Source organism: Hymenobacter gummosus, from assembly GCF_003970915.1.
In the GTDB taxonomy this organism is placed as follows: domain Bacteria; phylum Bacteroidota; class Bacteroidia; order Cytophagales; family Hymenobacteraceae; genus Solirubrum; species Solirubrum gummosum.
Window position 1 is genome coordinate 136,247 of record NZ_RXOF01000008.1, and the last position, 19,448, is coordinate 155,694.

Genomic DNA, 19,448 nt, shown 5'->3' on the forward strand with positions numbered 1-19,448 from the left:
CGAGCTTGTCGAGGAATCTCGCGTGCTGACTCCAGATAGCATTTTCTCGTTCAACGAACTGAAGGGTATGGCCTCTGATTTCGCTAACTTCTCATATGAGCATCTTTCGCACCTCTCAGTTGGGAGAATCGGTGAATATTGGACCAAGCTCTGGCTTACACTAGCTGGCCTTGAAACCTATTACAATGATGTAGATGACCGGGGAATCGACTTTGTAGTGCGACTTGATGATTCCAAGCACATTGATGTGCAAGTCAAGACTATTCGCGCAGGAACCGGCTATGTTTTCGTATCGAAACATACTTGGGGTAATACGCTACGCGCAAACCTCTATTTGGCTCTGGTTATTCTGCGAAACAACCAATCTCCGTCGCTGTATCTGATTCCATCAACTGCCTGGCTTGCGCCCAACGAGTTACTGCGTGACCGGGAATACCGCAAAGAACTCGGCCAGACCAGCAAGCCGGAATGGGGCGTCAACGTTTCGCAGCGCAATATGCCCTTGCTCGAAGCGTACAGCGTAGAGCATTTTATCCAAAGCATGAAAGGCAGCTAACCGCACTTCGTACAAAAGAAGCCCATGCCGCCAAGACTCCGTCGATGATCTTCCAGACCGCCTACCAACGCGCCATCCGCTTTGCCGCCCGCCAGCACCAGGGCCAGCTGATTCCGAGCTCCGCGCTGCCCTACGTGGTGCACCTGAGCAACGTAGCCATGGAAATCCTGGCCGCTGAGCACCCGGCTGGCTTCGACGTGGCCCTGGCCGTGCAGTTGGCCCTGCTGCACGACACGCTGGAAGACACCGCGGCCACCCCGGAGCAGCTGGCCACCGAATTCGGCCCGGCCGTGGCCGCCGGCGTGCAAGCCCTGACCAAGAACGACGCCCTGCCCAAGGCCGAGAAAATGGCCGATAGCCTCACGCGCATCCGGCAGCAGCCCCGGGAAGTGTGGGCCGTGAAGCTGGCCGACCGCATTACCAACCTGCAGGAGCCGCCCGCGCACTGGGATGCGGCCAAGATCAGAGCTTATCAGCAGGAAGCGGAGGCTATTCGGGCGGCGCTGGCCGGGGGGCACGCGTACCTCGAAGCGCGGCTGAGGGGCAAGATTGCGGATTACGGAGCTTACCTGCCGGAGTAGCGCCTCTTTTCCGGTCCAGCATTTCGCATTGGGAAAACAAACCCTACCAAAATGAAAGGGGTGCACCGGCTCCGAACCGGCATTCTACGATTAACCACGCCTCTAATAAGCACTTAGCAAATAGCAGCATCAGTTGGCACGCGGCATGAGCAGCATGAAGCACGAACAGCGTTGTTCGTGCCTTTTCTGCCTCAGCCATGAGCACTACCCTTATCATCGTCCTCATTATTGTCGTCTTCCTGCTCGCCGGCCTGCGCATTGCGCAGGAGCACGAGCGGGCCATTGTCTTCCGCCTCGGCCGCTTTGCCGGCGTGCGCGGCCCGGGACTGTACTGGATTATCCCCATCATCGAGCGGCAGCAGACCATCGACATCCGTACCAAAACGGTGGATCTGGAGCAGCAGGAAACCATTACCAAGGACTCGGTCACCATCAAGGTCAACGCGGTGCTGTGGTTTCGGGTGGTGCAGCCCGCCAACGCAGTTATCAAGGTGGCCAACTTTCACCAGGCGGTGTACAAGCTGTCCGTCACGGCCCTGCGCAACATCATCGGCCAGCACCAGCTGGATGAGGTGCTCAAGTCGCGGGAGCAGATCAACCGGACGCTGCAGCAGATTGTGGACCAGGCCACCGAGCCCTGGGGCGTGAAGATTGAGATGGTGGAAATCAAGGATGTGGAGATACCCGGCTCCATGCAGCGCGCCATGGCCCGGGAGGCCGAGGCCATCCGCGAGAAGCGCGCCCGCCTCATCAAGGCCGAAGCCGAGCTGGAAGCTTCCGAAAAGCTCACCCAGGGTGCCCGGCAGATGGAAACCAGCCCCATGGCCCTGGAGCTGCGCCGCATGCAGATGCTCTCCGAAATCGGCATCGACAACAATACCACCACCGTGGTGCTGGTGCCCTCCGACTTCACCAACGCCGCCCGCGCCTTCTCGCAGATGGCCGGCCAGCCGGCGGCCGGCGCTTAAGCGCCGGCCCCTGCTCCAAAACCGCTTTTCCAACGCTCATCAACCACTCACCCCATGCACTGCTTTCACCACGAACACTCCCTGGGCTGGGGCACGCTGGCCCTGCTGACCGCCCTGCTGGCCCAGAGCAAAGGCCGCAGCGCCTTCGGCTGGTTTCTGCTGAGCCTGCTGCTGGGCCCGCTGGCCACGCTGCTGCTCCTGCTAGCCTCGCGCCGCCCCACGCGCTACGACCGGTCGTTCTAACCCCGCTTATTGCCCGTTCCCGATTCCGTTAGCCGGTTTATTCATTTGCCCGGCAGGCCGCCCCGCTAGGTTGCCTGCCGGGCGCTGTTATCTTCGCCTTGTCTTATTCATGCCCTGCTTATTCCCATGAAACCCTATTTGCTGCCGGCCCTGGCCCTGTTGCCTTATCTGACTCACGCCCAGGCGCCCACGACTACCGCGCCAGCCCCTGATTCATACCGCGCCGCCGTGGGCGTGCTTGGCTCGTACCGCACCGCGGGGCTGCTGGGCGAAGTGCGGGCCACCCGTCGTCTGGGGCTGAAGCTGGCCGCCGTGCGCCAGTCCGATGGCACTGTAGCGGGCGAGTACAGCGCGGCCGGCATCGGGCAGCTGACCTACTTTCTGCCCTCCCGCCTGCCCTGGCTGGAGCCCACGGTGGGCCTGGGCGGCATCTACTCGGCCTACCACTGGCAGCAGCGCGGCGGCCACGGCACCCTGCAGGATTTGAACGTGGGCGGCTCCTTCGGGGCCAACGTGCGCTTTCACCGCCGCCTGCGCACCGGCCTGCTGGTGTTCGGGGCCAACGGCTTCCGGGCCGGGTACGACGAAGCAGCCGGCACCATGCGCAAAACCGGCCGCCGCCTGCTGGTACTGCCCGCCCTCACGCTGGAAGTGCTGCTGTAGCCGCCCGCTGAGTCACATATAAACAATTTGCTCTTAGTTGAGAACAATTACCTTGCGGCACCTCATTGGTCGCTGCATGAAAACAACTCTACTCCTGAGCGGCTTGGCCGCCGCATTGTTCCTGGCCCAGCCCGCCACCGCCCAGTGGTCGGCCAATGCCCAGCAGAACCTGGCCGTGCGCGACGCGGCGGGGGCCAGCGAAGTAACCCCGCTGACGGCCCCAGCCCCGGCGGGCGGCACCTACGTCTCGTGGTTTGAGCAGCGCGGCGCGGGCTACGACATGCGCCTGCAGCTGCTCGACGCCGCGGGCAATGCGCAGTTTGGGGCGGCCGGGCTGCTGGTCAGCAACCAGCCCCAGGCCAGCTCCCTGTACCGCTACGATCTGAAGGCCGACCCGCAGGGCAACGCTTTACTGGCTTTTCAGGACATGCGCAGCGGCGCCATGCAGCCGGTCATCTACAAAATCAGCCCCACGGGCCAGCAGCTGTGGGGGGCCAACGGCATTGCGCTGACCGATGCCCGGGCCACCAGCGGCCTCTCGCCGGTTATCGGCGTGACGGCGGCCGGCAACGTGGTGGTGGGCTGGAACGCCAGCGGCACGGGCATTCCGAAGTGGGTAGCCTGCCAGAAATTCACCCCGGCCGGGGTGGCGGCGTGGACGGCGGTGCGGCGCGTGGAAGACGCGGTGAAGCGCTACAGCCGCCCCGGCTTCGTGGCCACGGGCACCGACGACGTGCTGATGAGCTACGTGGAGGAAACCGGCTCGGGCCTAGGCGTGTCGACCATGTTTGCCCAGCGCCTGGCCGCCAACGGCGACGCCGTGTGGACTAGCCCGGTGCGCGTCAGCGACAAAACCATCGGCTTCGCCTTCTTCCCCGAAATCCTGGCCGACGGCAGCGGCGGCTTTTACTCGCTGTTCAACTCCGGCAACCCCGCCAACGCCAACCTCGGCGACGCCTACGTGCAGCGCGTGAGCAGCAGCGGCGCCCTGTGGAACGCCACCGGCACCGAGGCGCTGACGGGCACCGCCACCACGCGCTTCGCCGGCAAGCTGGAGCTGGTGGCGGCCCGCAACGAGCTGTGGGCGGCCATCAACGTGCGCGACCTGAGCCAGGGCAGCTCCGGCATGGCCCTGCAGCGCTTCGACCTGAGCACCGGCACGGCCCAGTTGGGCGCTACCGGCGCCACCGTGCAGCCCGTGAGCAGCACCTACTACAGCGCCACCGGCCTGCGCGACGTGGGCGACGGGCTGGTGCTGGTGTACACCGAAAATACCTCCGCCCTCAACCGCATCCTCAAGGCCACCAAGCTGGCCTACGCCACCCAGCAGCCCGCCTGGACCGCCGGCGCCGTAACGCTGGCGGGCACGACCAGCGAAAAGCTCAACTACAGCACCGGCGCCTTCGCCGCGGGCCAGTTGGTGACGGTGTGGGAAGACGCCCGCCAGGACCGCGGCATCTACGCCCAGAACCTGAGCGCCGCCGGCCTGCTGGGCCCGGTCACGGCTACCCGCGGGCCGCGGGCGGCGCTACCGCTGGCCCTCTACCCCAACCCCGGCCCCGCCGCCACCCTGCGCCTGCAGCTACCCCTGCCCCAGCAAGTTACGCTGCGCCTGACCGATATGACCGGCCGCCTGGTGCAGCTGCGCAGCGTGCCGCTGCCGGCCGGCGTGCAGGAAGTACCACTGCGGGCCGATGAGCTGGCCCCCGGCCTGTACCTGGTGCAGACCGAAGTGGCCGGGCAGCCGCTGCGCGCTACTTGGGCCAAGCAGTAAGCCACTGTTATGCTCTACCGCGAAGCCCAACTGAGCGACCTTCCCGAGCTGGAACGGGTGCGCTTTGCCGTGCGCGAAAACGTGCTGCGTACGCCCGACCTGGTCACGCCCGCCCACTACGAGGACTACCTCACGCGCCGCGGGCGGGGCTGGGTGGCCACGCTGCCCGATGGGCACACCGTCACCGGCTTCGCCATTGCCGACCTGCAGGGCCACAGCATCTGGGCCCTGTTCGTCGACCCGGCCTACGACCGGCAGGGCATCGGCAAGCAGCTGCACCGGCGGATGCTGGACTGGTACTTCGGCCAGACCACAGAAACCGTGTGGCTCAGCACGGCGCCGGGCACCCGGGCCGAGGAGTTTTACCGCCGGCAGGGCTGGCAGGACGCGGGGCGCACCAGCAGCGGGGAGGTACGGTTTGAAATGACGGCGGAGCAGTGGCAACACCATTACCTAGAGGTTATAAAAACACATACGTGGCCTCTCCCCACCAATAGCATCTACGAGTTGCTGGATTTCGTGCGCAGACGCCCGGCTATGTACACAGGGCGGGCTTCCTGCTCCCATTTGAATGCCTGCATCCACGGGGTGCGGCTCAGTAGACCTGGCCCGGTCGATATCTACTCTGCGGCTCCCAACGAGCCTGATTTTAATACCTTTTGGGATTGGACAGCGTGGCGTCTGGGCTTCGGGGATTCGGTCAGCGGTTGGGTATACATGATTGAAGAGCAGCGCAAAGACCCCGAAGAAGCATTGCTGCTCTTTTATCAGCTGCTCGATGAGTTTCGGGGACTCCGGCCCCGCACGCTGGCCCAAGTTGCATATGATCCTGCTTGGGCTGCCTCTGCCCCTTACTACCACTTCTACAGGCACCGGAACAAGCGGCGCAAGCCCCTGCCTACCACGCTAACCATCGAAGAAGTGCTGCCGACCCGCAGCTACGTGCAGTTTTACGCCCGGCGCGGCGAGGTAATTCTGGCTGCTTGGTCCGGTGACACCGTGGACCAGGCGCAGGAACGGGCCCAGCAGGTACTCGGCGTGCCGCTGGACAGCTGGCAAATCCTGGAGGAGTTTTAGTTGCGCTATTATTTCAGCCATTAATTATCAGCGTCATCTGAGTTACAAGCATATCTGACAGCGGCAAGTCCGTTCGGCGCGGCGTATTTTCGGGGCTATGACCCGCCTTATCCTGGCCCTGGCCGCTACTCTGCTGACGGTGGCCGCCGCCCCGGCCCAAACGCTGCATTCGCCCTCCCGCAAGCTGAGCCTACGCTTCGGCCTGAATTCGGCCGGGGAGCCGACCTACCAGCTCCGCTTCGGGGCCAAAACCGTGCTGCAGCCCAGCCGCCTGGGCGTGCGGCTGCAGAACCAGCCCGGCTTCGAGCGCGGCCTGACGGTGGTGCGCATCGACTCGGCGCGGCACGACGACACCTGGACGCCGGTATGGGGCGAAGTCAAGCACATCCGCAACCACTACCAGGAGCTGCTGGTGACGCTGCAGCAGCCCGGCCCCGAGCGGCGGCAAATGCAAGTGCGCTTCCGCCTGTTCGACGACGGCCTCGGTTTTCGCTACGAGTGGCCGCGGCAACCCCAGCTGCAGTACTTCACCGTGCTGGGCGAGCAGACCGAGTTCAACCTGCCCGCCGACCACAAAGCCTTCTGGATACCGGGCGACTACGACTCCAACGAGTACGCCTACACTACCTCGCGCCTGAGCCAGGTCAACAGCTCGAACATCACCCCGATTCAGCTGAAATCAGACCCGCGGCGGGTGCAGACGCCCTTGATGCTCAAATCGGCTGACGGGCTGTACGTGAATATCCACGAGGCGGCGCTGGTGAACTACCCGGCCATGATGCTGGACGTGGACCCGCAGAGCTATAGCCTGGCGGCCCACCTGGTGCCCGCGGCCACCGGCGCGGCGGCTTACCTGCAGGCGCCCGAGCACACGCCCTGGCGCACCGTGGTGGTCAGCGACCAAGCTCCCCACGTGCTGGCTTCGAAGCTGATTCTGAACCTGAACGAGCCGAGCAAGCTTCAGGACACGGGCTGGATTCGGCCGCAGAAATACGTGGGCGTGTGGTGGGAAATGCACGTGAACCGCAGCAGCTGGAACTACGCCGACACGAGCAACCTCAAGCTGGCCGGCACCGACTGGAGCAGGCTTAAACCCAACGGCCGCCACGGGGCCAACACCCAGAACGTGAAGCGCTACATCGACTTCGCGGCCCAGCACGGCCTGCCGGGCGTGCTGGTGGAGGGCTGGAACGTGGGTTGGGAAGACTGGCACGGCAACTGGAAGGAGGACGTGTTTGACTTCGTGACGCCCTACCCCGACTTCAGCGTGGCCGAGCTGCAACAGTACGCCGCCGCCAAGGGCGTCAAGCTCATCATGCACCACGAAACTTCGGGCTCCGTCACCAACTACGAGCGGCGCCAGGACCGCGCCCTCACCTTCATGCAGCAGCACGGCTACGCGGCGGTAAAAACCGGCTACGTGGGCCGCATCATTCCGCGCGGGGAGCACCACGACGGGCAGTGGATGGTCAACCACTACGTGCGCACGGCCGAGCAGATGGCCCGGCGCGGCATCATGGTCGACATGCACGAGTCGGTGCGGCCGACGGGGCTGCACCGCACCTACCCCAACTGGCTGGCCTCGGAAGCGTCCCGCGGCAACGAGTTCAACGCCTGGAGCGAAGGCAACCCGCCCGAGCACGAAACCATCCTGCCCTTCACCCGCCTTATGGGCGGCCCCATGGACTACACCCCCGGCATCTTCCGCATCAAGCTGGAAAGCTGGAACCCGCAGCGCAACCAGGGCCGGCAGGTGCACACCACGCTGGCCAAGCAGCTGGCCCTGTACGTGACCATGTATTCGCCCCTGCAGATGGCCGCCGATTTGCCCGAAGCCTACGAGCAGCACCCCGACGCCTTTCAGTTCATCAAGGACGTGGCCGTGGACTGGGACGACACCCGCATTCTGCAGGCCGAGCCCGGCGACTACCTCACCATTGCCCGCCAGGCCAAGGGCACCCAGGAGTGGTACCTAGGCGCCATTACCGATGAAAACGCCCGCCAGCAGACCGTGAAGCTGGATTTTCTGCCCGCCGGCCGCAAGTACCAGGCCCTCATCTACGCCGACGCCAAGGACGCTTCCTGGGACAAAAACCCGGAAGCCTACCAGATTCGGCAGCAGACGGTGGACCGTAATACCACCCTGAAGCTGCAACTGGCGCCCGGCGGCGGGGCGGCGGTGAGTTTGAAGCCTATCGGGAAGTAGGCATAAGCGGCCAAGGCTTGCGCGGGGCTTCGCACGACGGTGGCCGCCAGCCCGCTGAAAAGGCAACCAAGGCCAATTCGGGCGCCGCCGACGCGCACCGGAACGAATCCTTATCTTACTGCCTCCACTTATTCTCCTTTCCACCAATGAAGCTTACTTCTACCCTGCTGCTGGGCCTGGGCCTGCTGCTGATGGCCCCGCTGGCCGCCCGCGCCCAAACCTTTGAGGTGCCCACCAACGTCGAGTACAAAACGGAGGCCGACTACAAGCCGCTGGAGCCGCAGGTCATTGCGGCCGTCAACTGGCTGGAAACCGTCCCGGGCAATGCCGAAGCCGTAAAGCGCCAGCAGACCAACCAGTTCCTGCTGATGTGGATTCAGGGCGCCCCGAACGTGTCGGTGGGGCTGCAGCAGTACGTGACGGAGCTTTGCAAGTCCAATCCTACGCTGCTGGGCCTGTTTCTGGGCGGCTGGGCGCGCTATTCGCTGCAGCACCCGGAGGACAAGACCCAGCTGGCCCCCAACCTGGCCGCTGTGCAAACCATGCTGAACGCCTACCAGAAAGGCGGCTGGGAGAAGGACAAAAACCTCGATAACCTGCTGGCCCTGCAAAACAAAGGGCAGCTCGAAGCCTGGGTAGCCAAGCAAATCAAGCGCAGCTAAAAAGGCCAAACGCAGAAATAATATATCCAGCCGGCGCAATACTGGCGCGGCTGGTCACGTTCAAGAAAGCAACCGGAGCAATTACGGCGCTCCGGTTGCTTTTTTTGCATTGAGCCCGCCGGTTCATTGTTTTTATTTTTCGCGTTTGTATTGCTAATGAGGCGGGCCGGTGGCGAATTGCCGGCCCGCCACTACGCTAGTTTATCGGCGGCTATTTCCGGTCAGGTTTCGTTGCTCACCTTACCATAGTTACCGTGATGAAAATGCTGCTATTGGTCCCGCTGGCGGCCCTGCTTGTCGCGGCCTGCGCCCCGCGCGCTGCCCAGCAGGCCAGCCCCGAACTAGCCACGGCCGCCGCCGAAGAAAAGGCCGTAGCCGCCACGCCCGGCGGCGAGTTTGGCCCCACCGACAACGGCCTGATTTACCCGCCTGCCACCATCCGGCAGCTGCGCCGCATCGTCGACTCGCTTAATTACCGCTTCACCACCTGCGACCTGACGCGCCGCTACCGGGCCCAGTCCCAGGCCCGCGCCCACTACGTACAGCTGGCGAAAGGCAACATCCGGCAGGCCCGAAAAGAGCTGGCAAGCGGCATCAGCTACGAGGAATTTCTGCGCAAATATCCGCGGGCTACCACGGAAAAAGAATTGCTGGTTACCCGGCATTTCAGCCCGGCTGAAGGCGAGGAAAAAGCGCAATTGGAATTCAGTAGCGTGCCGCTGAATTACCACGACGGGCATTACATTAATCTAAAGGAAAATATTGCCGCTTATTCCGGTTCGCTGCGGCAGCGCTGGGTTATTGATTACCAGGAAAAAACCGAATATTCCGACGAATCCATCGAGGCCTTTTACTTCGTGGAGGAATTCCGGCAGCCGGTGCTGCCCGAGGCCTACGCCCGGCTGGTGCAATACACCGACTGCATGGTGGACACCACCGCCCAGGTTTTTACCGCCGAAGCCCGTCGCGCCGGCCGCTTCTACGGTGACGACGCGGGCAAGGACATAGCGAAGTTTCTGGCCTACACGGCGGCCGAGACGCAGAAACCCGAGCTGCAGGGCGAAGATTACGAGGCCCACAGCCAGGCCCTGCAAGCCTGGGAAACCCGCCGCTTCGCCGTCCTCGACCCGCTGGCGGCCACGCCGCAGTTCCGGCAGCTGTTTCGGGCCGCGCTGGCCGAAGCCCAGGCCGGCCAGGGCGCCGACGACGAGTTCGAGGAGTACGTGAGCCGCTACGACTCGCCGCGCACGGCCCTGCAGCTCAAGCGCAACCGCATCGTGGTGGGCGACTGCAGCATGGACAACAGCCCGCGCCTGCACGCGCTGAGCATTGCCAAGCTGGCTGCTGAGTCGGTGAGCTGGGAGGTGTTTCTGCGCGCCCACCTCGACATCATGAACGACCGGTTTGAGCGCGTGTCGGACGGCAGCTACGCCTGGCGGCGGCGCCAGACCTACATCCGCGAGCTGGAGGTGCTCGACATCAACGTGCTGGACTTGCTGCTGGGCATCAGCCTGCGCGTGCAGAACCCGAGCCCCAACCACTACTACGGCAGCATCGGGCGGCTGGGCCGCGCCCTGGCCGAAACCGAGCACGCCCCGGCCCTCGAAGCCAAGCTGCGCACCATGGTGGCCGACGCCCAGCTCGACGACTACAACCGCCTGCTGCTGTTCTACCTCTACCGCAACTACGTGGGCAGCCTCGCCGATTCGGCCCGGCAGCAGCAGGCCCGGCCCCAGCTGCTGGCCGCCGCCCAGACGCTGCCGCCCTACCTGGCCCGCCGCATCCGGCTGGACGAGTAGGCAGCTGCGCCGCTGGCAGTAGCTTTAGCGGCCATTTCGCCCGCCATGTCCACCGAATCTGCCTACGACTTACTGCCCGATAGCGCGCTGCTGTGCCGCGTGATTCCGCGCCTGTTTTCCCCGGCTGAGTGCGCCGCCCTGCTGGCCGAGCCCCAGCGCCGCGCCTTCGCCTCGTCGGCGGCCAACTACCCCACCTACTACCGCAACAACGAGCGGTGCGTGGTGGACGACGCGGCCCTGGCGGCCCGCCTGCTGGCCCGGGCCGCACCGTACTTGCCCGCTACGCTGCCCGCCACCGATGCGCCGGCCACCGCCGATTGGGAGCTGCTCGGCGTCAACAGCCGCATCCGGTTCTGCCGCTACGCCGCGGGCCAGTACTTTCACCGCCACCTCGACGGCGTCCACCACGTGTCGCCCACGGTGCAGTCCCGGCTCACGTTTATGGTGTACCTGAACGATGCCCGCACCTTCGGCGGCGGCCGCACCTTGTTTTTCCGCGACCAGTACACGCCCGAAATCTGGGCCGCGTACCACCCGCAGCAGGGCGACCTGATTGTGTTCGACCACCAAATCTGGCACGAAGGCGAGGAGTTGAGCGCGGGCGAGAAATTTGTGCTGCGCAGCGACTTGCTGTACCAGCAGCCGGCGCCCGCCGCCGCGCCCGGCTTTGCTGCCGTGCACCTGGGCTACATCTGGCAGCTGTGCCCGCTCGGCCCGCTGCTGCTCAGCGCCGGCCGCGACCAGGTCATCCGGGTCTGGGATGCTGCCGGGTGCTGCCGGCAGGAGCTGCGCGGCCACCAGGGCTCCGTGCTGGCCCTGGCCCGCCTCACTGCCGACACCTTCGTCTCCGGCAGCCGCGACCAGCAGGTACGCATCTGGCAGCGCGGGGCCGCCGGCGCTTTTGGCAGGTCGGCCCCGCTGCCCCTGCACCAGGGCGCCGTGCTGGCCCTGGCCCGCCTTGCCGACGACACCTTCGCCAGCGCCGGCGCCGATGCCCTGGTGCACATCGTCGATACTCAGGGGCAGGTGCGCCGCACCCTGCGCGGCCACACCGATTGGGTTTGGCAAGTCGTGGTGCTGAGCGCGGACGTGCTGGCCACCAGCTCCGAAGACGGCAGCATCCGCTGCTGGCACTGGCCCAGCGGCCGGGAGCTGCTGCGGCTGCCCGGGTTGGTATCCGTGCTCAGCCTGGCGTACGATGCGCCCCGGCGGCAGCTGGTCAGTGGCAATCTGCACGGAGAAATACGCGTGTACGAGCTGGGCGCGGACTTTACCACCGCCACCTTGCGGGCCTGCTGGGCGGCGCACCGGGGCCTCGTCCGCACCCTGCTTCCCCTGCCGGGCGGCCGGTTGGCCAGCGGCGGCGAGGACAGCTGCGTCCGCGTGTGGGACCCGGCAACGGGCCGCGCCCCGGCCGAGCATCCGCACCAGAACTTCGTGCAAGCCCTGGCCCTGGACGCCGCCGGCCAGCTGCTCAGCGCCTCGTACGACGGCAGCATCCGCCGCTGGCCTCTACCCGAAGCGGCCCCCGCCGCCCCGCCGCCCGGCTGCTGATTTCCGCTGTTACTCGCCTGGCCACAAGCACAGCGCCCCGGCTGCTGGGAGCAACCGGGGCGCGGGTACAACGACGGGCCGTTGTTATTTCTTTTTCCCGCCCACTTCCTTGAGCAGCTGCTCGTTGAGGCGGGTGTACTCCTCGCGGGTCGGGGCGTTTTTCTCGTTTTTCACCAGGGCCAAGGACTGCCGGGCGGCTTCGGCGGCTTCGGTTTTGCGCTCGGCCTTCTGCAGCATCTTGCCCTTCCAGTAGTAAGCGTAGTAGCTCGGCTGCTTCTTAATGGACTCGTCGAGCCAGCTGATGGCCTGGTTAATGTCCTTGCCGGTGCTGTAGTAATACTGCGCGGCGGCGAAATACGGCTTTTTGTCGCCCTGCATGGCCTCCTGAATCTGGGCCATGATGCGCGCGTCGGGGTCGGCCACGATGGGCACGCTCACCCGCACTTTGTCCCAGCGCAGGGTCAGCTCGGCGGCTTCGGGCTGCAGGTTTTCCAGCCCGAGGCTAAACGACTCCATGGCCGTGTTGGAGGCGCGCGGCTTGGCCTTCACGCGCAGCAAATCCAGCTCGGGGCGGTAGTCGTAGGCGCCCCACTGCGAGGTATCCTTGTTTAGGATGAAGGTCCACTCCTTGGGGTCCGGAATGGTGAACAGGGCATAGGTACCGGCCGGCACCACCTGCCCGCCGAATTTCACTTCCTCGCCGAAGCGGATGCGGGTGGAGGAGTTGGCCCCGGTGCGCCACACCTCGCCGTTGGGCACCAGCTTGCCGAATACCTCCCGCCCGCGCTTGGAGGGCCGGGCGTAGGTCAGCTCGATAAAGGAGGTGGAAAAATCCTGCCGCGTGCGCACGGTGGGGCTCATGGCGGGCAGGCGCAGTTGCTGGGCCTGCAGCTCGGCTGCGCCCAGCCAACAAAGGCTGCCGGCCAGGCAAAGAGTCAGGAGTGGTTTCATAAGGGAGGGAGAGTAGAGAGAAGTCGGGAGGCTTACCGCAAACATCGGCCCAGTTGGGGCCAAAAGCGGCGGCTACGGGCAAATTGCACTACGGCGGCAGCCCGGTCGGGGCCGGGGCTTGACGAGCGGACAGGGTTGGCCGTTACTGCTAACGCCGAGCCTGATTCCGTATTGCATCCAGAGTCGCGGCTTACACTCGTTAGGTTGCATTATTCACCGAATCAGGCTTATAATCAGCCGCTTTGGCAGCCGGCCGCGCCGGGTTTGCCGGCGGCAATAATCGGGCACCTTTCTCCCCTGCGCCGCCCGGATCGTATGCGCTATATTTCCCTATCATTTGCTACCTGCCGCTCGCTTGATTTTCCGCCGCAAATTTTTGGTTACTTGCCTGCTAACGGCCGCCGCGCTGCTCACGGGCGGCAGCGTCCCGGCCCCGGCGCCCGTCGAGCTGGTTATTGTGGGCACGGTGCATCGGCCTACCCGCCTGTTCAACCCCGACTCGGTGGCCGGCATTCTGGAGCGGGTGCGCCCCGACCTCATTCTGGTGGAGCTGGACAGCAGCTTTTTCACCCCGGCCTTCGAGCTGAAGCAGCCCGCCCGCGAAAACGAGGACCTGGGCGTGGCCCGCTACCGCCGCCTGCACCCGCGGGTGCCCCTGCGCCCGTTCGACATCGAGGGCCGCAACGAGTTTCACCGCCGCCACGAGCTGCTCACCCGCCCCGGCGAAGTGCTGGCCCAGCTCGACGCGCTCTACCAGGCCCGGCAGCTCACGCCCGCGCAGGGCAGCGTCCTCGACCGGTACTACGCCCTTACCGACTCGCTCAACCGCTACAACCGGCAGCGGCCGGGCATTATCAACCGGCCCGGGGTGTACGCGCTGGCGGCGCGGCGGCAGCACTACCACTTTCAGGAGCTACGCCGGGTGGTGGAGCAGCGCCCCGAGCTAACCGAGTACCGCGCCTTCTGCCGCCTCTACGCCGATTTCTGGGACCAGCGCAACCGCACCATGGCCCGCCACATCCGGCAGTTTGCCGGGCTGGGCCAGGCGCGCCGCATCGTGGTGCTGGTGGGCCACGCGCACAAGTACTACCTGCTGCGCGAGTTGGCTCCGCACGCCGCCGCCGAGGGCTTCCGCCTGCGCGAGTACTACCACCTCAGCCCCCCGCCGGCCCAATAACAGCCCGGCCCGGCCGCAGAGCGCAACCGGGCCGGACTCTTTCTCCCTGGATGCGGCGCCACACGCCGGCCTCCCCCATCTACTCATCCACAATCCACTCATCCACAATCTACTCCAGCACCACGCGCCGGGTGGCCGGGGTAGCCTGGTCGGGCAGGTGCAGGCTCAGGGCGTACAGGCCCTTGGGCAGCTGGCGCACGTCGAGCTTGCCGGTAGCGGGCAGGGCCGCGCGCAGCAGGCAGCGGCCGGTCAGGTCGCGCAGCTCCACGGTGGCCTGCGGGCCCACGGCCACGGGCAGGCGCAAAGTCAGCTCGCCCTGGCTGGGGTTGGGGTACACTTCGAAGCCCAGGCGCTGGGCCTGCTGCTCGGTGGCGGCCGTGACGATGCTGCTGCACTGCTGGGCGCTGCCGCCGTACACCGTGGGCTGGCCGGTGGCCCGGAAGCACATCATGCCGCCCAGGTAGCCGGGGTCGGTGCCGCCGCAATCAACCACTCCCTGGGGCAACAGGTACGCCTGCGTGGGGCCGAGGCCTTCGTAGATGCGGCCGCCCCAGGGCCGGTCGAAGGTGGGCTGCTGGCCGGCCTGGGTTTGCAGGCGCAGCCGTAGCCAGCGCCGGCTCACGCCACCCACCACGGCGGTGCCCACGCTGTCGACGCGCAGGCGTACCAGGGTGCTGGCGCACACGGCCTGGGGCTGCGAGGCGGGCGTCAGCCAGGAGTCGCCCACCTGGGCGGCGAAGTTGAACAAGGTGTAAAACTGCTGGTCGTTGGCCAGCACGTAGAGGCGGTCGGCGTCGGCGCGCAGCACCAGGCCGGGCAAGGTAGTCTGCTGCGCGGGCTGGCTCGACATGCGCATCTTGGTCAGCAGCGTCCGGTCGTAGCGCATGGCCGGCTGGCCCGCCACGGTGGTGGGGCCGGCGTAGCTCATGGTCAGGTCGCCGTACTCCCAGAACAGGGCGTAGGAGTAGGTCCAGGTGGCGCCGGGCGCGGCCCACAGGCTCTGGGCGGAAGCGGAGGTGGCCAGCGCGGCGCCGGCCAGCAGTAACAGTAAGCATTTCATCATGTTGCGGAATTGGAGTAAAGAACTATTAGTGGCGGCTAATCTAACCGAATGGGGCAACCAAAGCCACTCACTCCCAAAAAAGCCGCCCGCCCTGACTGGCATTTGCCGAAATATGTCCGTACTTGCGGCCGCAAACCCAGGCGGCTTTTTAATCCATGCCGGGTGTTGCCAACTGCTACGATGCTTCAGGCTCCGCGTTTTTCCCCGTTCACCGCTGCTCTGCTGGCCGCCTCCGCGGCCAAGGCGGGCGTGTGCACGATGGGCAAGAAATGCAAGGGCATGAAACGGGTGAAACACGCCCGCTGCTGACCGTCGCCGCCTCGTTGCCCGTCCTACCCCGACTTCAACCTCCCCCGCGCCGGTCCTGCACAGAACCGGCGCTTTTTTGTTGCGTTTCACCAAGCAGCCCGCCTTGCCGCGGCTGCGCTTTCTGACCTCTCACTTTCGCTGATTCCATGAAAGTTCTCAAGTTCGGCGGTACGTCCGTCGGGACGGCCGAGCGGATGCGGGCCGTAGCCGGGCTGATTCAGGCCCTCACCGGACCGCGCATCGTGGTGCTGTCGGCCATGTCGGGCACCACCAACGCGCTGGTCAACATTGCCAAGCTGCTGGTCGAGGGCGACCTGACGGCCGGCTCCCTGCAAATCGAGGTGCTGCGCCAGCACTACCACATCGTGGCCAAGGAGCTGCTGCCCGAGGACGAGGTAGCCGCCGAAGGCCTGAAGCTGGTCGACGAGTCGTTCAAGAGCATCTTCAGCCTCACCCGCCAGCAGCCCCTGGCCGCAGCCGGCGAAAAGGTGATTCTGGCCCAGGGCGAGCTGCTGAGCACCCGGCTGTTTCACCTTTACCTGACGCGCATCCGCGGCGAGCGGGCCGTGCTGCTGCCGGCGCTGGAGTTTATGCGCATCGACCAGGATGAGGAACCCGACGCGGCCTACATCCGGGAGCACCTGGCCCAGCAGCTGGCCCAGTACCCGGATACGGAGCTGTTTATCACCCAGGGCTACATCTGCCGCAATGCCCACGGCAGCATCGACAACCTCAAGCGCGGCGGCTCCGACTACTCCGCTTCGCTGATCGGGGCGGCCGCCGGGGCCACGGAAATTCAGATCTGGACCGACATCGACGGGCTGCACAACAACGACCCGCGCGTGGTGGAGGGCACCTACCCCATCCGCGAGCTGTCGTTCGACGAGGCGGCCGAGCTGGCGTACTTCGGGGCCAAGATTCTGCACCCCAGCTCGGTGCTGCCGGCGCGGGAGCACGGCATTCCGGTACGCCTGCTGAACACCATGCAGCCCGAGGCGCCCGGCACGCTGATTTCGGCCCGCACCGGCGCAGAGGCCATCAAGGCCGTGGCCGCCAAGGACGGGCTGACGGCCATTCGCATCAAGAGCAGCCGCATGCTGCTGGCCTACGGCTTTTTGCGCAGCGTCTTCGACGTGTTCGAGCGGTACCGCACGCCCATCGACATGATTACCACCTCCGAGGTGGCCGTGTCTTTGACCATCGACGACGCCGGCCGCCTGCCCGAAATCCTGGACGAGCTGCGCCGCTTCGCCGCGGTGGAAGTAGATGAAGACCTGACTATTATCTGCCTGGTGGGCAACCTGGTGCAGGAGCAGCACGGCGCCGCCGGGCAGGTGTTCGATACGCTGCGCGACGTGCCGCTGCGCATGATCAGCTACGGCGGCTCCTCGAACAACATCAGCATCCTCATCAACACCCACGACAAGAAGCGCGCCCTGCTGGCCCTGAACGAAGGCCTGTTCCGCCGCGCCGTCGTGACTCCGTAACCGCGTCGCGTGCGCCGTAGCGCGAAGTTGTACTTCGCCCATCGTTGCTGATGTTGCTGCGTTGGACGCCCCGACGCCTGTCGTTCAACGATACGCGAAGTACACCTTCGCGCTACAGCGCCTACGCCTCTCTTTGCTTACTTGCCTCCCATGCCCCTGCAACTTCCGGCCGACCTTTCGACCCGGCCTACTCCTTTTTACCTCTACGACCTCGGCCTGCTCGAGCAGACCTTAGCGGCCGCCGCCGACGCGGCCCGGCAGCACGACATTCAGGTGCACTACGCTCTGAAAGCCAACTCCAACGCGCCCATTCTGGAGCGGGTGCAACGCCGCGGCTTTGGGGCCGACTGCGTGAGCGGCAACGAGGTGCAGTGCGCCCTCGACAACGGCTTCGCGCCCGGGCACGTGGTGTTTGCCGGCGTGGGCAAGTCCGATGCGGAAATCAACCGCGCCCTGGCCGCCGACATCTGGTGCTTCAACGTGGAATCGGCGCCCGAGCTGGCCGTTATCGACGAGCTGGCCGGGGCGCAGGGGCGCCGGGCCCGGGTGGCCCTGCGCCTGAACCCAAACGTGGACGCGCGCACCCACCACTACATCACCACCGGCCTGGAAGCCAATAAGTTCGGCATCAACCTGGCCGATTTGCCGCAGGTGCTGGAGCTACTGGCGCGGCTGCCGAACGTGGAGCTGGTGGGCCTGCACGTGCACATCGGCTCCCAGATTACCGACTTGGCGGTGTACGAGACGCTGGCCGGGCGCGTGAACGAGCTGCAGCAGTGGTTTGAGCACCGCGGCATCCGGCTCGGGCACCTGAACGTGGGCGGCGGCCTGGGCGTGGACTACCACGAGCCCGACGCCCACCTGGTGCCCGATTTTGACGCCTACTTCGGCATCTTCGGGCGGCTTTTGCAGCGGCGGCCGGGCCAGCAGGTGCACGTGGAGCTGGGCCGCAGTCTGGTGGCCCAGTGCGGCACCCTGGTGAGCCGGGTGCTGTACGTGAAGGAAAGCCAGCAGACCAGCTTCGCCATCCTCGACGCGGGCATGACCGAGCTGATCCGGCCGGCCCTGTACCAAAGCTACCACCGCATCGAAAACCTCAGCGGCCAGGGCCCGGAGCGGCTCTACGACGTGGTAGGGCCCATCTGCGAGTCGTCGGACACTTTCGGCAAGCGCGTGGCCCTGCCCGAAACCCGCCGCGGCGACGTGGTGGTGCTGCGCACGGCCGGGGCCTACGGCGAGGTCATGTCCTCGGGCTATAACCTGCGCGACAAAGCCCCGGCGGTGTACCTGGGGTAGGTTTGGCTTCTGCCCAGATATGAAAACGGCCCGTGCCTCCCCTGGAGTCACGGGCCGTTCGGCGTTTTGGCGGCGGAAAAGCGGGCTTGCTAGAAGTTACTGCAGCACGAGGCGCTGCGTGAGCGGGGGCTGCCCGGGCTGCTGCACGCGCAGCAAATACAGGCCCCGCGGCAGATGACGCAGCTGCAGCCGCGTTTCGGTAGCTGCGGCCGCAGCTACCTGTTCCACCAGCTGCCCGGCCGGGCTGAACACGCTCACCGTGGCGCGGGCATAACCGGCGGGAAGCTTCACCGTCACCGTGCCGCTACCCACGGTGGGGTACACCGCAAAGCCGGCGGCTTCGGCCCGGGCCTCGTGGGTGGCGGTGGGCTGGGCCTGGCAGCTGAGCATCGTGCCCATCACGATGAGGCCGGGCTGGGCGGCCGTGCCGTAGCACTGCGCCAGCAGGGCCGTGACCGGGTCGGCGGGGGCGCAGGCGCCGCGCATCGGCGTGAAATCCTGGCGCAACGAACCCACACCTTCGTAGATGCGCCCCAGGCGGGGTTGGTTGGCCAGCGTAAACCAGCGCCGCTGCTGCCCGCCGATCAGCTGCTGGCCCACGCTGTCGACGGTCAGCCGCGTAGGCGCGGGGCAGAAGTAGCCCGCGGCCATCCCGCCCTGGTACAGCCAGGTGTCGCCGGGCCGGGCGCTGAAGTCGTACATCTTGTAGAACTGCCCGCCCGCGTAGAGCCACACCCGGTCGGCGTCGGCGCGGGTGTACAGGCGCCAAATGCGCGTGGAGCTGGCGTACACCATCTGCAGCACCTGGCAGCTTTGCCCGCCGATGATGGTGTCGCCCGCATAGCTGACGCGCACCGGCGTAAATACCGGCCCGGGGGTACTCAGGTCGGCAAACATGTGCATGTATTGCCACACGGCCCCCGGCGGGCACCACAGCCCCCGGCCGCCTGATTGCGCCCACGCCGGCGCCGCGCCCAGCCCCACTACCAACAGCCCGAGTAAGAGTTTCTTCATAGGTATTTGAACGAGAAGGTTGATACGCTCCCCTCCGGCTCAAATACCATGCCCTTACCCTGGTAGTG

The 19,448-nt window shown here is 65.7% G+C and carries 17 protein-coding genes; 14 read left to right on the top strand and 3 right to left on the bottom strand.

Going from position 1 to position 19,448, the window contains the following annotated elements; all coding sequences use genetic code 11:
* Window positions 1-22 precede the first annotated feature (22 nt).
* From EJV47_RS15070 to EJV47_RS15125, 11 genes are all read left to right on the top strand, one after another.
* Window positions 23-556: a DUF4365 domain-containing protein gene (locus tag EJV47_RS15070; protein ID WP_126693989.1), complete on the top strand. Its 534-nt coding sequence runs from the start codon at window positions 23-25 to the stop codon at window positions 554-556.
* 44 nt (window positions 557-600) lie between these two features.
* Window positions 601-1,137: an HD domain-containing protein gene (locus EJV47_RS15075; RefSeq protein WP_126693990.1), complete on the top strand. Its 537-nt coding sequence runs from the start codon at window positions 601-603 to the stop codon at window positions 1,135-1,137.
* Between the two features lie 197 nt (window positions 1,138-1,334).
* On the top strand, window positions 1,335-2,105 hold the full coding sequence (locus EJV47_RS15080; protein ID WP_126693991.1) for a slipin family protein: 771 nt from the start codon (window positions 1,335-1,337) through the stop codon (window positions 2,103-2,105).
* A gap of 54 nt (window positions 2,106-2,159) precedes the next feature.
* The gene (locus tag EJV47_RS15085; RefSeq protein ID WP_126693992.1) at window positions 2,160-2,348 is read left to right on the top strand and encodes a hypothetical protein; all 189 of its coding nucleotides are present in this window, start codon (window positions 2,160-2,162) and stop codon (window positions 2,346-2,348) included.
* Between the two features lie 126 nt (window positions 2,349-2,474).
* On the top strand, window positions 2,475-3,011 hold the full coding sequence (locus tag EJV47_RS15090; protein ID WP_126693993.1) for a hypothetical protein: 537 nt from the start codon (window positions 2,475-2,477) through the stop codon (window positions 3,009-3,011).
* 76 nt (window positions 3,012-3,087) lie between these two features.
* A complete protein-coding gene (locus tag EJV47_RS28085; RefSeq protein ID WP_165903775.1) occupies window positions 3,088-4,785 on the top strand; it encodes a T9SS type A sorting domain-containing protein in 1,698 nt (565 codons plus the stop codon).
* Window positions 4,786-4,794: 9 nt separating this feature from the next.
* Complete coding sequence (locus EJV47_RS15105) at window positions 4,795-5,862, top strand: GNAT family N-acetyltransferase (RefSeq protein WP_126693994.1); 1,068 nt, start codon at window positions 4,795-4,797, stop codon at window positions 5,860-5,862.
* A 97-nt stretch (window positions 5,863-5,959) separates the two neighbouring features.
* The gene (locus EJV47_RS15110) at window positions 5,960-8,068 is read left to right on the top strand and encodes a glycoside hydrolase family 97 protein (protein WP_126693995.1); all 2,109 of its coding nucleotides are present in this window, start codon (window positions 5,960-5,962) and stop codon (window positions 8,066-8,068) included.
* Window positions 8,069-8,214: 146 nt separating this feature from the next.
* Window positions 8,215-8,730 (top strand): hypothetical protein, encoded by a 516-nt coding sequence (locus EJV47_RS15115; RefSeq protein WP_126693996.1) that lies wholly within the window; start codon window positions 8,215-8,217, stop codon window positions 8,728-8,730.
* Window positions 8,731-8,987: 257 nt separating this feature from the next.
* Complete coding sequence (locus tag EJV47_RS15120) at window positions 8,988-10,529, top strand: hypothetical protein (RefSeq protein ID WP_126693997.1); 1,542 nt, start codon at window positions 8,988-8,990, stop codon at window positions 10,527-10,529.
* A gap of 45 nt (window positions 10,530-10,574) precedes the next feature.
* The gene (locus tag EJV47_RS15125; protein ID WP_126693998.1) at window positions 10,575-12,083 is read left to right on the top strand and encodes a 2OG-Fe(II) oxygenase; all 1,509 of its coding nucleotides are present in this window, start codon (window positions 10,575-10,577) and stop codon (window positions 12,081-12,083) included.
* Between the two features lie 84 nt (window positions 12,084-12,167).
* Here EJV47_RS15125 and EJV47_RS15130 read toward each other — a convergent pair whose 3' ends face one another.
* Window positions 12,168-13,034, bottom strand: coding sequence for a DUF2911 domain-containing protein (locus EJV47_RS15130; protein ID WP_165903776.1), 867 nt, complete (start codon window positions 13,032-13,034; stop codon window positions 12,168-12,170).
* A gap of 376 nt (window positions 13,035-13,410) precedes the next feature.
* Between EJV47_RS15130 and EJV47_RS15135 the strand changes: the two genes are divergently transcribed.
* The gene (locus tag EJV47_RS15135) at window positions 13,411-14,211 is read left to right on the top strand and encodes a TraB/GumN family protein (protein ID WP_126694000.1); all 801 of its coding nucleotides are present in this window, start codon (window positions 13,411-13,413) and stop codon (window positions 14,209-14,211) included.
* A gap of 109 nt (window positions 14,212-14,320) precedes the next feature.
* Here EJV47_RS15135 and EJV47_RS15140 read toward each other — a convergent pair whose 3' ends face one another.
* Window positions 14,321-15,274 (bottom strand): T9SS type A sorting domain-containing protein, encoded by a 954-nt coding sequence (locus EJV47_RS15140; protein ID WP_165903777.1) that lies wholly within the window; start codon window positions 15,272-15,274, stop codon window positions 14,321-14,323.
* Window positions 15,275-15,729: 455 nt separating this feature from the next.
* On the opposite strand from EJV47_RS15140, the gene EJV47_RS15145 reads away from it, so the two are divergent.
* Both EJV47_RS15145 and lysA read left to right on the top strand, forming a co-directional pair.
* A complete protein-coding gene (locus tag EJV47_RS15145) occupies window positions 15,730-17,070 on the top strand; it encodes an aspartate kinase (RefSeq protein WP_126694002.1) in 1,341 nt (446 codons plus the stop codon).
* 150 nt (window positions 17,071-17,220) lie between these two features.
* Entirely contained in the window at window positions 17,221-18,366 is a 1,146-nt protein-coding gene (gene lysA, locus EJV47_RS15150) for a diaminopimelate decarboxylase (RefSeq protein ID WP_126694003.1), read from the top strand.
* A gap of 96 nt (window positions 18,367-18,462) precedes the next feature.
* On the opposite strand, the gene EJV47_RS15155 is transcribed toward lysA, so the two are convergent.
* Window positions 18,463-19,380, bottom strand: coding sequence for a T9SS type A sorting domain-containing protein (locus EJV47_RS15155; protein ID WP_126694004.1), 918 nt, complete (start codon window positions 19,378-19,380; stop codon window positions 18,463-18,465).
* Window positions 19,381-19,448 lie beyond the last annotated feature (68 nt).

What these genes read in the sequence shown, in the direction of transcription:
- EJV47_RS15075 (WP_126693990.1), top strand. Translation starts at nt 601, where the DNA reads ATGATCTTCCAGACCGCCTACCAACGCGCCATCCGCTTTGCCGCCCGC.
- EJV47_RS15080 (WP_126693991.1), top strand. Translation starts at nt 1,335, where the DNA reads ATGAGCACTACCCTTATCATCGTCCTCATTATTGTCGTCTTCCTGCTC.
- EJV47_RS15085 (WP_126693992.1), top strand. Translation starts at nt 2,160, where the DNA reads ATGCACTGCTTTCACCACGAACACTCCCTGGGCTGGGGCACGCTGGCC.
- EJV47_RS15090 (WP_126693993.1), top strand. Translation starts at nt 2,475, where the DNA reads ATGAAACCCTATTTGCTGCCGGCCCTGGCCCTGTTGCCTTATCTGACT.
- EJV47_RS28085 (WP_165903775.1), top strand. Translation starts at nt 3,088, where the DNA reads ATGAAAACAACTCTACTCCTGAGCGGCTTGGCCGCCGCATTGTTCCTG.
- EJV47_RS15105 (WP_126693994.1), top strand. Translation starts at nt 4,795, where the DNA reads ATGCTCTACCGCGAAGCCCAACTGAGCGACCTTCCCGAGCTGGAACGG.
- EJV47_RS15110 (WP_126693995.1), top strand. Translation starts at nt 5,960, where the DNA reads ATGACCCGCCTTATCCTGGCCCTGGCCGCTACTCTGCTGACGGTGGCC.
- EJV47_RS15115 (WP_126693996.1), top strand. Translation starts at nt 8,215, where the DNA reads ATGAAGCTTACTTCTACCCTGCTGCTGGGCCTGGGCCTGCTGCTGATG.
- EJV47_RS15120 (WP_126693997.1), top strand. Translation starts at nt 8,988, where the DNA reads ATGAAAATGCTGCTATTGGTCCCGCTGGCGGCCCTGCTTGTCGCGGCC.
- EJV47_RS15125 (WP_126693998.1), top strand. Translation starts at nt 10,575, where the DNA reads ATGTCCACCGAATCTGCCTACGACTTACTGCCCGATAGCGCGCTGCTG.
- EJV47_RS15130 (WP_165903776.1), bottom strand. Translation starts at nt 13,034, where the DNA reads ATGAAACCACTCCTGACTCTTTGCCTGGCCGGCAGCCTTTGTTGGCTG.
- EJV47_RS15140 (WP_165903777.1), bottom strand. Translation starts at nt 15,274, where the DNA reads ATGATGAAATGCTTACTGTTACTGCTGGCCGGCGCCGCGCTGGCCACC.
- EJV47_RS15145 (WP_126694002.1), top strand. Translation starts at nt 15,730, where the DNA reads ATGAAAGTTCTCAAGTTCGGCGGTACGTCCGTCGGGACGGCCGAGCGG.
- lysA (WP_126694003.1), top strand. Translation starts at nt 17,221, where the DNA reads ATGCCCCTGCAACTTCCGGCCGACCTTTCGACCCGGCCTACTCCTTTT.
- EJV47_RS15155 (WP_126694004.1), bottom strand. Translation starts at nt 19,380, where the DNA reads ATGAAGAAACTCTTACTCGGGCTGTTGGTAGTGGGGCTGGGCGCGGCG.